Source organism: Pseudomonas sp. KCJK9016 (genome assembly GCF_046231795.1).
GTDB classification, from domain to species: Bacteria; Pseudomonadota; Gammaproteobacteria; order Pseudomonadales; family Pseudomonadaceae; genus Aquipseudomonas; species Aquipseudomonas bananamidigenes.
This window is the reverse complement of record NZ_JBJJMM010000007.1, coordinates 1-13442: the sequence shown is the minus strand read 5'-3', so window position 1 is coordinate 13442 and position 13442 is coordinate 1. Positions and strand designations below refer to the sequence as shown.

Annotated in this window: 14 protein-coding genes; 6 read left to right on the top strand and 8 right to left on the bottom strand. The window is 62.0% G+C overall.

All coding sequences use genetic code 11. The features are described 5' to 3' along the window. The first annotated feature begins 8 nt into the window (after window positions 1-8). Window positions 9-551, top strand: a complete 543-nt coding sequence (locus tag ACK6BI_RS08415; protein WP_409316697.1) for a toxin-antitoxin system YwqK family antitoxin — start codon at window positions 9-11, stop codon at window positions 549-551. A 31-nt stretch (window positions 552-582) separates the two neighbouring features. Here ACK6BI_RS08415 and ACK6BI_RS08410 read toward each other — a convergent pair whose 3' ends face one another. Beyond that, entirely contained in the window at window positions 583-978 is a 396-nt protein-coding gene (locus ACK6BI_RS08410; protein WP_409316696.1) for a DUF4280 domain-containing protein, read from the bottom strand. Window positions 979-1168: 190 nt separating this feature from the next. Here ACK6BI_RS08410 and ACK6BI_RS08405 point away from each other — a divergent pair, with 190 nt between their 5' ends. Next, complete coding sequence (locus tag ACK6BI_RS08405) at window positions 1169-2236, top strand: phosphotransferase family protein (RefSeq protein WP_409316695.1); 1068 nt, start codon at window positions 1169-1171, stop codon at window positions 2234-2236. Between the two features lie 22 nt (window positions 2237-2258). Next, the gene (locus ACK6BI_RS08400) at window positions 2259-3026 is read left to right on the top strand and encodes an SDR family oxidoreductase (RefSeq protein WP_064380507.1); all 768 of its coding nucleotides are present in this window, start codon (window positions 2259-2261) and stop codon (window positions 3024-3026) included. 45 nt (window positions 3027-3071) lie between these two features. Here ACK6BI_RS08400 and ACK6BI_RS08395 read toward each other — a convergent pair whose 3' ends face one another. The 7 genes from ACK6BI_RS08395 to ACK6BI_RS08365 all read right to left on the bottom strand — a co-directional run bounded on the left by ACK6BI_RS08395 (window position 3072) and on the right by ACK6BI_RS08365 (window position 10165). Continuing rightward, a complete protein-coding gene (locus ACK6BI_RS08395; protein WP_409316694.1) occupies window positions 3072-3725 on the bottom strand; it encodes a trimeric intracellular cation channel family protein in 654 nt (217 codons plus the stop codon). Next, entirely contained in the window at window positions 3710-3931 is a 222-nt protein-coding gene (locus ACK6BI_RS08390; RefSeq protein ID WP_260519952.1) for a hypothetical protein, read from the bottom strand. Before ACK6BI_RS08390 ends, ACK6BI_RS08395 begins: the two co-directional genes overlap by 16 nt. Window positions 3932-4599: 668 nt before the next feature. Further along, on the bottom strand, window positions 4600-4842 hold the full coding sequence (locus tag ACK6BI_RS08385) for a DUF1652 domain-containing protein (RefSeq protein ID WP_409316693.1): 243 nt from the start codon (window positions 4840-4842) through the stop codon (window positions 4600-4602). Window positions 4843-5028: 186 nt separating this feature from the next. Continuing rightward, window positions 5029-6519 (bottom strand): helix-turn-helix transcriptional regulator, encoded by a 1491-nt coding sequence (locus ACK6BI_RS08380; RefSeq protein ID WP_409316692.1) that lies wholly within the window; start codon window positions 6517-6519, stop codon window positions 5029-5031. Window positions 6520-6596: 77 nt separating this feature from the next. After that, complete coding sequence (locus ACK6BI_RS08375; protein ID WP_085698174.1) at window positions 6597-7487, bottom strand: LysR family transcriptional regulator; 891 nt, start codon at window positions 7485-7487, stop codon at window positions 6597-6599. A gap of 6 nt (window positions 7488-7493) precedes the next feature. Next, window positions 7494-9701 (bottom strand): molybdopterin cofactor-binding domain-containing protein, encoded by a 2208-nt coding sequence (locus ACK6BI_RS08370; protein WP_409316691.1) that lies wholly within the window; start codon window positions 9699-9701, stop codon window positions 7494-7496. Beyond that, the gene (locus tag ACK6BI_RS08365) at window positions 9701-10165 is read right to left on the bottom strand and encodes a (2Fe-2S)-binding protein (RefSeq protein ID WP_065260591.1); all 465 of its coding nucleotides are present in this window, start codon (window positions 10163-10165) and stop codon (window positions 9701-9703) included. Before ACK6BI_RS08365 ends, ACK6BI_RS08370 begins: the two co-directional genes overlap by 1 nt. Window positions 10166-10283: 118 nt before the next feature. On the opposite strand from ACK6BI_RS08365, the gene ACK6BI_RS08360 reads away from it, so the two are divergent. The 3 genes from ACK6BI_RS08360 (at window position 10284) to ACK6BI_RS08350 (ending at window position 13274) form a co-directional block, all read left to right on the top strand. Continuing rightward, the gene (locus ACK6BI_RS08360) at window positions 10284-11174 is read left to right on the top strand and encodes a LysR substrate-binding domain-containing protein (protein ID WP_409316690.1); all 891 of its coding nucleotides are present in this window, start codon (window positions 10284-10286) and stop codon (window positions 11172-11174) included. Between the two features lie 260 nt (window positions 11175-11434). Continuing rightward, entirely contained in the window at window positions 11435-12364 is a 930-nt protein-coding gene (locus ACK6BI_RS08355) for an amidohydrolase family protein (RefSeq protein WP_409316689.1), read from the top strand. A 4-nt stretch (window positions 12365-12368) separates the two neighbouring features. Next, the gene (locus ACK6BI_RS08350; RefSeq protein WP_065260588.1) at window positions 12369-13274 is read left to right on the top strand and encodes an amidohydrolase family protein; all 906 of its coding nucleotides are present in this window, start codon (window positions 12369-12371) and stop codon (window positions 13272-13274) included. Window positions 13275-13442 lie beyond the last annotated feature (168 nt).

The following is a 13442-nucleotide window of genomic DNA, read 5'->3' as shown; positions in this document are numbered from 1 at the left end:
GAGACGCCATGGCGATCACACCGCTGGATCTGCAGCAGGATGACACGCACCTCAAGGGGCGACTGCAGGACGGGCAACTCGACGGCCCGTTGAACATCATGGATGGCGGTCGTGCACAAGCGGATCTGAATTACAGCCAGGGCCAATTGCAGGGCACGTCCCTGCTCTATCACCCCAACGGCAAGGTCTCGGCGCAGATGCCGTTCGTGCGCGACAAGTTGCAAGGTGTCGCCAGTTTTTACGCGCCTGAAGGCTGGTTGCAGCGCAAGGCCACCTACCGGCGCGGGCTGTTACATGGCGAGGCGTTCAATTACTTTCCCGACGGGCAAGTGGCGGAGGCCGAGTTTTATCGCGATGGTGTGCGCGAGGGGCGTTATCAGCGCTTTCACCCGAACGGCAAACCGGCGGTGGATGCGCGCTATCTGAATGGGCAATTGATGCAACCGGAACAGGGGTTCGCCGAAGACGGGCGACCGCTGGATGTCGATGGCAAGCCGATTTCCCGGGTGCGCTGGTGGTTTCGCAAGTGGATGGATCCGACGCAGGCCTGAACAGCGGCGGTATTCGGATAAACGCAAAATCTCAGGGAATCAACATCTGCATCTGCCCCGGCATCACGATCTTGATCACCCCCGCCCAGTTGCACATCAAGGTGCTGTTGGCATCGATCGCCGGCGTCCCGCCCAGCAACAGCGTCGGTGCGCCGCCGGGGATCCATGGCGTGGCGGTCGCCGGGATGCACGGCATCGGCGTCAACACACCCAGAGCGGCGGCCGTGGCGGCGGCGACCATCGGGTTGGCCATGCTCATGCACATGCCGAACGTGGTGACGTTGACCAGCGGAATGTGATCCATGATATTCGCCGCCGGCATCCCGCCGGTCAGCGTGCGGTTGACCGGCAGCACATTGAGCACCGCCGGCGCGGCGCCGAAACTGCATTGCAGGGTGGCACCGGCACAGACTTGCGGGCAGCCCATTTCAACGCTCCTTTCTGAACAAGGCATACGTGCTGAACCTTAGTCGCCCGCGGCCCGCCGTGCACATTCCCAAAGGTGATTATCATCCAACACGCTAACCTATAAGACCGAACCGCGCTTGTGACGACCCGAGCGCGCCATTAGATTAGCCAATGATGTCTGGCCTCCAAAATAAGCAGAAGGGATAAGCATGGCGCTTACTGACCAGTCCACCCGTATCCGCTCTGGCGAAGAACTCGATGCCAGCCTGATCGATCCGTACCTCAAGGCCCACATTCCGGGTCTGAGCGGTACACCGCAGATCAGCCAGTTCCCTGGTGGCGCGTCGAACCTGACCTACCTGCTGGAATACCCGGACCAGGAATTCGTCCTGCGCCGTCCGCCGTTCGGTCACAAGGCCAAATCCGCCCACGACATGGGCCGCGAATTCCGCATTCTCAACCAGTTGCGCGACGGCTTCCCGTACTGCCCTAAAGCCTATGTGCACTGCACTGACGAATCAGTGATCGGCGCCGAGTTCTACGTAATGGAACGAGTCAAGGGAATCATCCTGCGCTCGGACCTGCCGCCGGAACTGGGCCTGAATCCGGCAAAAACCGAAGCCTTGTGCAAGAGTTTCATCGACCGCTTCGTCGAGCTGCACCGGGTCGATTACAACGCCTGCGGCCTGGGCGATCTGGGCAAGCCGGAAGGTTATGTCGCCCGGCAGATCAAAGGCTGGAGCGAACGCTACGAAAAAGCCCTGACCCCGGACGCACCGCACTGGGAAAAGGTCAAGGCCTGGCTCAACGACAAGATGCCGGCCGACCATCCGACCTCCAGCATCGTGCACAACGACTACCGCTTCGATAACGTCATCCTCGACCCGGACAACCCGATGCAGATCATCGGCGTGCTCGACTGGGAACTGACCACGCTTGGCGATCCGTTGATGGATCTGGGCAACACCCTCGCCTACTGGATCCAGGCCGACGACCCGGCACCGGTGCAACTGATGCGCCGCCAGCCGAGCCACGCCCCGGGCATGCTGACCCGCCGCGAATTCGTCGACTACTACGCCGAGCGCTCGGGCATCCGGATCGACAATTTCGACTTCTACTACACCTACGGCCTGTTCCGCCTGGCCGGCATCGTGCAGCAGATCTACTACCGCTTCTTCCATGGCCAGACCCAGGACAAACGCTTCGCGCAGTTCATTCACATGAACAAACTGCTGGAGCAGATGAGCCTGCAGGTCATTGCGAAATCGAGCCTCTGACGGCCCACACCAAGGAACCCTTATGTCCAAGACTCAGTTGTTCGACCTCGACGGCAAGATCGCTTTCGTCTCCGGCGCCAGCCGCGGCATCGGTGAAGCCATCGCCAAACTGCTGGCCCAGCAAGGTGCCCATGTGATCGTGTCGAGCCGCAAGCTCGAAGGCTGCCAGCACGTGGCCGACGCGATCATCGCCGCCGGCGGCAAGGCCACCGCCATCGCCTGCCACATCGGTGAAATGGAACAGATCAGCCAGGTCTTCGCCGGGATCAAGGAACAGTTCGGACGCCTGGACATCCTGGTCAACAACGCCGCGACCAACCCGCAGTTCTGCAACGTGCTGGACACCGACCTGGGTGCCTTCCAGAAAACCGTCGACGTGAACATCCGCGGCTACTTCTTCATGTCGGTGGAAGCCGGCAAACTGATGCGCGAAAACGGTGGCGGCAGCATCATCAACGTGGCCTCGATCAACGGCATTTCGCCGGGGATCTTCCAGGGCATCTACTCGGTCACCAAGGCTGCGGTGATCAACATGACCAAGGTCTTCGCCAAGGAATGCGCGCAGTTCGGCATCCGCTGCAACGCCCTGCTGCCGGGCCTGACCGACACCAAATTCGCCTCGGCGCTGGTGAAGAACGACGCGATCCTGAAACAGGCGCTGACCCAGATCCCGCTCAAGCGCGTGGCCGACCCGAGCGAAATGGCCGGCGCCGTGCTGTACCTGGCCAGCGATGCTTCGAGCTACACCACCGGCGTGTCGCTGAATGTGGACGGTGGTTTCCTGTCCTGATCCACCGCCGACTCAAACAAAGAGGCAGCCCAAGGGCTGCCTTTTTCATGCTTCCAGAACCTTCGGCAACTGCCAGCCGAAATGCACCGACAACAACCGCAGCAACAAACACGCCGCCCCGGCCAGCAACGCAGCCGCCACCGGCGAAACGCCCACCCTGCGCCCGACGATCAACACCGCTGCGCCCACAAACGCCGAACTGGCGTACAAATCCGCCTGCAACACCACCGGCACCCGCGCCAGCACGATGTCACGCAGCACCCCGCCACCGACACCGGTAATCGTGCCCATCAGCATGGACACAAACGGCGAGATCCCGAAATTCAACGCCTTCTGCGCCCCGGCCACGGCAAACAGCGCCAACCCCGCCGCATCCAGCACAATCAAGGTCGAACCGGACCAGTCCAACACCTGCTCATGAAAAAGGAACGCCAACCCGCCCATGGCAAACGCCAGCGCCGGATAACGCCAGTCCGCCACAGCCTTGGGTGGTGTAGCGCCGATCAGCAGATCACGGGTCACCCCGCCGCCCAGTGCAACGATGAACGCAATCACCATCACCCCGAGCAGATCGAGCCGAGCGTGCATCGCCGCGATCGCGCCTTCAACGGCAAACACCGCCGTGCCGACCAGGTCGGCCACCAGCACAATCCGCTCGACCCGCGCCTTCGACGGCGCCAGGGTTATTGAGTGACGCAACGGGTCTTGGTGATGTGTCGGGTCACTTGCCCGTCGCCATACATGTCACCGGCGACCTCGGTATTTTCCATCACCTGACAGGTGCGCTCCGGTGGCGGAGGCGGCGCTGCCGGCGGAGGGGGTGGAGGACTGGCACAGCCGCTCAGCAGCACCAGACCGAAAGCCGACAACAGCGAAGAACACACGCGTTTCCCAGGATTGTTCATAGGATGACCCGCGATGAATGGAAGACAAACTCCCGTCGCCGAGCGTGAAAATGCCCGGTTATGGAAACCGAACCACTCATTCCTTATAGACCAGTGGAGGGTGAGTGCCAGTGGAATGGGGTGAACAGGTGAGATTTGCTGTCGATTTTCGGGATGAGTCAATATCGAGTGAATGCGTCGACTGATCGGCCGTCATCGCTGGCAAGCCAGCTCCCACAGGGTGCACGTAAAGCCGAATGTAATTGGCCGGCTGTCAGGCCGCCATCGCGAGCAGGCTCGCTCCCACTGAAGAGCAAGCGGCGAGGCCGCCCCACTCACCACGATGAGCGTTAGCTCGAGTACCGCTTTTGATTGCAGGGCCCGTCGGCAGGCTGAGTGGAGGGATTGGTCCGGGGGTGGGAGCGCAGCGACCGTTTGGCGAAGCCAAACACATCGAGAGGAGGTGCAGCGAAGCAAACCGTAGGCGATGCCCCCGGATCAATCCCGGAGCGAAGGAACACCGAGCCAAAGCGAGGTGCCGAACGTCAGGGCACAGACCTTTTGGTTCCTTTTGGGGCGTTTGCCAAAAGGGACTCGCCGTAAGGGCGAAACCGCCAGCGGCAGCACCCGAAGCAACGGATATTCACCCCAAAAAACCATGAACATGGTCGGCCCAAAGGCCGCCAAGTTCACCCCGGAGAGCGCAAAAAATTACTCTCAAGCTCATACCGCAATTCATCAATCAAGGCATCCACCGCTTCCGGCGTACGCAAGGCATCCAGACTCAACCCACTGATCACCAGATCAACCTGCCCGGAAGCCGGGTGATACAGCTTCACAGTAAGGGAGTGATCCCCATCCACCACACACTCACAAGCCAACGGCGAAAAACTGCGCTCAAGCTGCGCCCGCAACTGCGCCAGATACATCACCGCGCACGCTCCGAAAGGCAACGCGACAAGCAGGGTTCAATGGCAAGCAATACATTCATGGGCTGATCCATTAGCAACGACGAAGGGACACGATCACGAAATAACGCATCGCATGTCCCAAGCCTAAGAACAGCCCGCCTCGCCAGACACCCTAATTTGCACCCCATGAACTAGTGCATTTGCACCTTACCGTTGCCCTTTGCCACCGCCCGAGAACAGTCCGCGCTCACGGGCCCAGACAATCGCCTCACTGCGACTGTGCACGTCGAGTTTGGAATACACCGTCGCCACATGATTGCGCACGGTGTTCGGCGCCAGTTTCAACCGAGCCGCAATCTCCTTGTCCGCCAGCCCCTCACAGATCAGCCCCAGCACATCACGCTCGCGAGCGGTCAGGTCGGTAAACGACACACTTGGCAGTTGCGGCGAATTGACCTTCTTCACATTGGCCAGTTTTTCGATCAGCGTACGGCTGAACCACGACGCATCCTTCATCACCTCTTCAATCGCCGCCACCAGTTCGAGTTCGGTGCGCTTGCGCTCCGTAATGTCCATCAGCACCAGCAGATAGCACACCGTGTCCTGGATGTTGACGGTGTCGGCGGATACCGCGCACTCCAGCAGCTCGGCGTCTTTCTTGCGGATCCGTATATCGACGCGATCGACCCGGCCGGTCTTTTCCAGCGCCGCCACCAACCGCGCACGGGCCGCCGGCTCGTCGATGAAGTTCAGTTGGGCAATGGTATTGCCGAGCACTTCGTCGCTGTCGTAGGCCAGGGTATCGAGGAAGGCTTGATTGACATCGATCAACCGCTGTTCGTCGGCACTGCAAATCAGGATCGGCACCGGCGTCAGGCGAAAGGCCTTGGCAAAGCGTTCTTCACTCTGACGCAGGGCGACCTCGGCCTTGTGCCGCAACTCCATGTCGACGAACGAAAACAGCATGCAATCCTCGTCGTTGAGCTGCAGCGGCTGCCCCGCGACGATCACCTGCTTGCTGCCGCCGTCCGGCAGACGCAACTCCGCCTGCATTTGCGGAATGGTCACGACATCGCGCAGGCGCTGAATGGCCAGCTCCTTGCGCTCGGCCTGTTCGAGAACGTCCAGCTCATAGGTCGAGGCGCCGATCACCTGATCGCGGGTGTAGCCGGTCATTTCCAGGAAGCCCGGATTGACCTTGATGTAACGCAGGTCACTGAGACGGCAGATCACCGCCGGCGCCGGATTGGCATTGAAGGTCTTTTCGAAACGCTGCTCGGCGTTGGCCCAGTCGGTGACGTCGCTCATGATCAGCACCAGCGATTCGGTCTCGCCGTCCCGATCGGTCAGCACCATGCTGCGCACGCTGTGCACCCAGGTGCGTTCTTCGTCGCTGCGCGGAGTGACTTCCACCAGCACGTCGCTGAAGGCCTCCCCTGCCGCCACGCGACTGATCGGGTACTGCTCCGGTGTCAGCGAGTGGTTGTTGCGATAGCGCAGGTTGAAACGCTCGGCATACTCCCCCGCATTGCTGCCCAACTCGCCGATGCGGCTGACGCCATGCATCGCCAGCGCGGCTTCGTTGGCCCAGAGAATGGTCTGATCGAGCTCCAGCAGAATCACCCCGTCGGACAGACCGGCAATGATCTGCTGCAACTGACGGCGATTGGTTTCGGTGGTCAGGACGTCCCGGCTCATTGGCTCTCCACAAGTGAACGCATGTGAAGATTACGACCGCTGGCCGTTGTGATCGTGCCGGGCAAATTTGCCCGTGATTACCGAGAGTTGTGATCGACCAGCTCGCGCAGCGTATCGAGAAACAACTTGAGCACCGGCGAGGCATCGTCGGCCCGATACGTTGCATACAACGGCACTTGCGGCAGCGCCGGGGTCAGGCGTCGAAAGACCAGCCCGGCCGGGGCCAGTTGCTCGATGGAGGCTGGCAACAGTGCCACGCCAAACCCGGCACGGACCAGACTGAGCAAGGTCTGCACCTCGATCACCTGCTGGCGGATCTGCGGCGTGAACCCGGCCTGAATGCAGCACTGATAGAGAAAATTGGCGAAGCGCGACTGCTTCAGTTCCAGTGCCACGAACGGTTCCTGCGCCAGATCCGCCGGCGCCAGCACCTCGCGCCGGGCCAGCGGATGGTCCTGCGGCATCACCACATGGATCGGCTCATGGATCAGCAACTCATTGCGTAATTGCGGATCGTCATAACCGACGCGGAACACGCAGGCGTCGATGCGTTTTTCCTTCAACGCCTTGACCTGAGCCGCCGGGGTCATCTCATGCAAACGCCAGGTCACCTGCGGATAGCGCTCGCGAAACAGGTGCAGCGCCTTGGGCAGCACGCCGACCATCACCGAGCTGATCATGCCGATCTCCAGCTCGCCGAGTTGCCCGCGACCGGTCTGGCGGGTCAGGTCCAGCGCCCGTTCGAGTTGCTCGAACACCAGCGGCGCCTGCTCCTTGAGCATCTGCCCCGCCGCTGTCAGTTCTACCCGGTGATGGCTGCGCTCGAACAGCGGCGTGCCGAGTTCCTCCTCCAGCAAGCGGATCTGCTGGCTCAGCGGTGGCTGGCAGATGTGCAGGCGTTCGGCGGCGCGGCCGAAATGCAGCTCATCGGCCAGGGCCATGAAATACCGCAGCAAGCGCAGGTCCATGGCGGTTTACCCCAGGTTCAGTGGGGTGGAACGCTGACGCACGCCGGTCAGGCTGAACAACGCATTGGCGATGGCCGGAGCCACCGACGGGCTGCCCAGTTCTCCGACGCCACCCGGTTTGTCCGGTTGGCCATCGAGCACGAGGATGTCCACGGTCGGCATGTCGGACATGCGTGCGACGCGATAGTCATGGAAATTGCTCTGCACCACCCTGCCCTGCCGGATGTCGAGGCAATCGAACAGCGCATGACCGAGGCCCCACATCAGCCCGCCATAAATCTGCTCCTCGACCCCGCCGGGCGATACCGCCAGGCCGCAGTCGACCACACAGGTCAGCTTCTCGATCCGAGCCTTGCCGTCGACTTTCGCAACCCGCGCCACCACGGCGATGAAACTGGTATAGCCCTGATTGGTGGCGATCCCCAGCGCCGTGTCCGGCGGCAGTTTCTGCCCCCAACCGGCGCGTTCGGCTGCCTGTTTCAGCACCGCGATATGCCGCGGCCTCTCCTGCATGTTGGCCAGTCTGAACGCCAGAGGATCCTCGCCGGCGGCATGTGCCAGTTCATCCATGAAGCTTTCCACGGCAAACACGTTGGGAATGAAACTTACCGAGCGGTACCAGCCGCTGGGCACGTGGCTTTCGTGCTTGACCCAGTTCAGCTCCAGATGTGGCGGACGGTAGGCGAAATCCCACGCGGTGATGGCTTCGGTGGTGCTGTAATCCATGTGATCCGGGCGCTCGAAATAGCCCGGTTCCCACTGCTCCGGCGAGGCCGGCGACACTGCATGCAGTTGCAGCGCGGTGAGTTTGCCCCGGGCATCCAGCGCGCCTTTTACCCGGTGCAAGGTCGCCGGGTGATTGAACAGCGCGTGCATTTCGTCTTCACGGCTGTTGAGCAGTTTCACCGGCACGCCGGTCTGCTGCGCCAGATACGCCACTTCGAACAACCAGTATTTGGCTTCCCGCGCACCGAAACTGCCACCGGATACCAATTCATGGATGGTGACCTTGTCCTTGCCGATGCCGCACACGGTCTGCGCCGCTTCCAGCGCCGACGACGGTACTTGCACACCGCCCCAATAGGTGATCGCTTTGTCTTTGACCTGCGCGGTGATGCAGATCGGCTCCAGCGGGTTTTGCACCTTGTAGGGCATCGTGTAATCAGCTTCGAGCAGCTTCGCCGCGCCCGGCCATTGCCCGGCGACATCGCCCTGGGCCATGGCTTTGACGGTTTGCACCGTGGGATCACTGATGGCTGCAATCTGCGCTTTGCTCAGCTCGGCGCTGTCGAAGTTGGCCAGCGGGGAGTCGCTCCATTTGATCTCCAGCAGCTTGCGGCCCTGCTGCGCGGCCCAGAAGGTTTCGGCCAGTACCGCGACGCCTTCCAGGTTGCCGCCGAGCACGTCCGGTTGCCCCGCAATCGCGATCACCTTGTGCACACCCGGCACCTGCAATGCGGCTGCTGAATCCACCGCAACGACCTTGGCGCCCACCACCGGCGCACGCTGAATCACCGCCACCAGCATCTCCGGCAATTGCACGTCGATGCTGTACTTGAAACGCCCGCAGACCTTGGCCGCCGCATCGCGTTTGTGGCGCAATTTGCCGATGTATTTGAATTGCGCCGGGGCCTTCAGCGTGACGTTGGCCGGTGCTGGCAGTTGCGCCGCCGCGCCGGCCAGTTCGCCGTAGCCGAGGCTGCGTTGGCTCAAGGCATGCACGACCCGGCCTGCTTCGGTGGAGCAACTGTCGGGGCTGACTTTCCACTGCTGCGCCGCAGCACTGATCAGCAACGCCCGCGCCGTGGCACCGGCCATGCGCAGGCGATCGTATTCCAGCGACACACTGGTGCTGCCGCCCGTGGAAAACACTTTCCAGACCGGATGAATGTAGGTTTCGAAGAACGGATCTTCCGGGGTGATGACCTGCACCGTCATCGGGTTCACGTCCAGTTCCTCGGCCACGCACGCGGCCAGCGCAGTCTGGGTACCGGTGCCGGAATCGTGCTTGTGCACCACCAGTTTCACCGTGCCATCGGGCAGCACGCGCACCCAGGCGTTGGGTTCGAATTCAGTGGCCGAGGTTTTCGGTTCGGTGGCAGCAGCACCGGATGGCAGGTACAGCGCAATCGCCAGGCCGGACGCCACCGCCACGGTCTGCTTGAGAAATACCCGACGCGACAGCTCGAAACCGGCATTTTCGACGAGGCTCATCACGCCTCCTTCGGCGCATTCGCCGCACGTTTGATCGCCTTGTTGATCCGCCCGTAAGTGCCGCAGCGACAGATATTCCCGGACATGGCGTTGCGGATCGAGTCGTCGTTGACCGGCGCCCCGGTGTTGAGCAGCGCGGCGGCGGACATGATCTGCCCGGATTGACAGTAGCCGCATTGCGGCACATCTTCGGCGACCCAGGCCAGTTGCAACGGGTGGCTTTCATCAGGGGACAAGCCCTCGATGGTGGTGATGCTGTGGCCCGCGACGGCGGCCAGCGGCAACTGGCAGGAACGCACCGCGACGCCGTTCAGGTGCACGGTGCAGGCACCGCACAGGCCCATGCCGCAGCCGAATTTGGTGCCGGTGAGTTTCAACTGATCACGCAACACCCATAACAAGGGCATGGAGGGGGACGCTTCATCCAGCTCGCGTCGTTCGCCGTTAACCGTGAATGCAATCATTGTCAGGCTCCAAAAGAGCGGCCCGTCTTTGTGCGGGCCTGGTCATCGATTATTGGAAGCCCGGGTAACACGCGGCCAGCGACGATTTCTGCCAACCGGTGTAAGCAGGACTAACAACATGTACAAGCGATACCCGTCGGTGCAGTCCATGAGCGCGTTCATCCACGCGGCGCGCAGCGGCAGTTTTTCCAGCGCTGCGCGCAAGCTCGACCTGACCCACAGCGCGATCAGCCAGCAGATCCGTGCCCTGGAAGAATTCATCGGCCAGCCGCTGTTCGTGCGCGAAGGCGGCGGCAGCAACCTGACCGACGCCGGGCAGTTGTTTGCCAGTGTGCTGTCGGATGGTCTGGCGCAGATTGACCGGGCGTTGTCCTCGGTGAAGAACCGCAGCGTGGCCCAGCGTCTGACGCTGGATGTGGACAGCGAACTGGCCCAGAGCTGGCTCAATCCGCGCCTGCCGCAGCTGCTCGACGGCCTGCCGGATTTCGAAGTGACGATCCTGTCGATGCCACGCAGTGATCGCAGCACGTTCGAGCGAGTGGACCTGTCGCTGCGCTATGGCTATGGCGATTGGGATGATTGCGAGATGACGCAGATCTGCGGCGATCGGGTGCTGGCGGTGGCGTCCCCGGCGCTGCTGGAACGACATGGTTTGCAGGTGCCGTTGAGCCCGCCGCAGATTCTTCAACTGCCGCTGCTGGGCTACACGCGCAGGTCGTGGATTCCGTGGCTGGAGGCGGCCGGGATGACACCGACCGAACCGCCGGCGCGGGTGGTTTTCGATAATGCGGCGAATCTGATTGCGGCTGCGGAGACTGGCGTTGGCGCCGGGCTGGTGCGTGGGTTATTGGCTGCCGATGCGTTGCGCAGCGGGCGGCTGGTGGCGTTGAACGAGGCGCAGATTGCGGCGCATTACAACCTGTTTGCGGTTTGGCCCCATGGGCAGGCCGAGCGGGTGGCGCCTGTTGTTGAAGTGATCAAGCAGTTGGCCCGGCAAACACAGTCCTGACGAAATCGCTGGCAAGCCAGCGATGGGGACAGCACATTCACCACAAAACCATATCGAACAAGTATCACCACCCCACTCAATTAATATTGTACGAACCTTCCCCCGCCTTCCAATACTCGCCTCCAGCAACCACCCACCCGGGCCGGATGCGAACAGGCGAGGGAATGCGCGAATATTGCGCATAGAAACGGCCGATCACCCGGGACGTGGATGCTGTGAGCCGCAAGGCTCCCTTCCCCGCTATCAGGAGATCGACTTCAATGATCATCGATATCAGCTGCTATCCCACGGATCTGGTGGACCTCGCCTGGAGGCATGACGGTGACCCGTTCACCGGCGAGCGTCTGCTGGAGATGATGGATGGCCCGTACATGGTCAACGGCAAACCTCGCCGCATCGATAAAGCCTTCATCCAGCCCCCCCAGGGCAACACCATTTACACCTGGACCGACGGCGAACTGTCGGGTCGCGAATCCATCGACGCCTACATGGCCTACACCCTGAAAATGGTCCGGACCTACCCGGACCGTTTCATCGGTTGCTTCGTCTACAACCCGCGCTGCGGCGTGCAGAACGGTGTCGAAGCCATCGAGCGTTATGTGAAGGAACACGGTTTCAAGATGGTGCAGATGCAGGCCAACATGCACGCCTACCGGCCTGACCGGGCGCTGGACTGGGTGCGCCCGGCCTTCGAGAAATGCGCCGAGCTGGGCATCCCGGTCAAGCTGCACACCGGCGACGGGCCTTACAGCATCCCGTCGGAATGGGTGCCGATGATCAAGGAGTTCCCCAACGTCGATTTCATCATGGCCCACTTCGGTGTGCAGACCGGCGGCGTCTACGTGTTCGAACCGATGCAGTGGGCGATGGAGTTGCCCAACGTCTATTGCGAGTCCGGCTGGTGCCTGCAATCGCGGATCGTCGAGTTCGCCAAGGTCCTGCCAACGCACAAGATCCTGTTCGGCACCGACACCCCGCCGAACGAACCGGGGATGTGGCTGCGCCTGCTCGAAGTGCTGTGCCACGAGCCGCCGCAGGGCCTGAACCTCGAAGAGGACACCCTCGAAGACTACCTGGGCAACAACACCGCACGGATGATCGGCCTCGAGCCGTCCCCGCCGCCGCGTTCTGTTTCCGAAGCAGAGGCGCAACTCAAGCGTCCCGTCACCACCCAACTGGCCAGGAGCTGAACCGATGATCATCGACACCCATCTGCACCCCACCAACCTGGTCGACGAGGCCTGGCGCCACACCGGCGAACCGTTCACCGGCGAGCGCATGCTCAAGCTGATGGACGGCCCGTACATGATCAACGGCAAGCCGCGCCGGATCGACATGGGCTTCATCCAGCCGCCACCGGGCAACACCGGTTATCGCGACGGCAACCGCCGTGGCCGCGAGGGTGTGCGCGACTACATGTCCTACGTCGCCGAACTGTGCGTGAAGTACCCGGACCGGTTCATCGGCAACTTCAACTTCAACCCGCGCTGGGGACCGGAAAACGGTGCGGCAGAGCTGGAATTCCACATCAAGGAATACGGCTTCAAGATGCTCAAGCTGCACGCCAACATGCACGGTTATCGCCCGGACCGCGCACTGGACTGGTTGCGTCCGGCGATGAAAGTCTGCGCCAAGTACAACATCGTGGTGCTGATCCACACCGGCGACGGCCCGTACACCATTCCGACGATGTTCTACCCGATCATCCGCGAGTTCCCGATGGTCAATTTCATCATCGGTCACTTCGGTATCCAGACCGGCGGCAACTATTCGTTCGAGGCATTCTGGATGGCCATGGACACGCCGAACGTGTACTGCGAATCCGGCTGGTGCTTCCAGTCGCGGATCGTCGAGTTCGCCAAGGAGCTGCCGCGCAACAAGATCGTGTTCGGCACCGACTCGCCGCCGAACGAGCCGGGCATGTGGCTGCGCGAGCTGGAAGTGTTGTGCTCGCCGGCGCCGCAAGGCCTGGGCATCGACGAGGATCACCTTGAGGATTACCTGGGCAACAACATCGCCCGGCTGTGCGGGATCGAACCGACCCCGCCGCCCAGGGATCTGGCCGAGGCGGACATTCGTCTGACCACGACCTACCTCTGACTGAAGTCAATGTTGCATCCCCGTGGCGAGGGAGCTTGCTCCCGCCGGGTGGCCAGGCCGCCCCAAAAAAAAAAAGCCGCCGGGCCGGCCCGGCCGGGGGGGAGCCGCCCCCCCCCACGGGAGTTCGTTACATGCCCCACAACCACCTTTAACGGGGCCTGGAGGCAC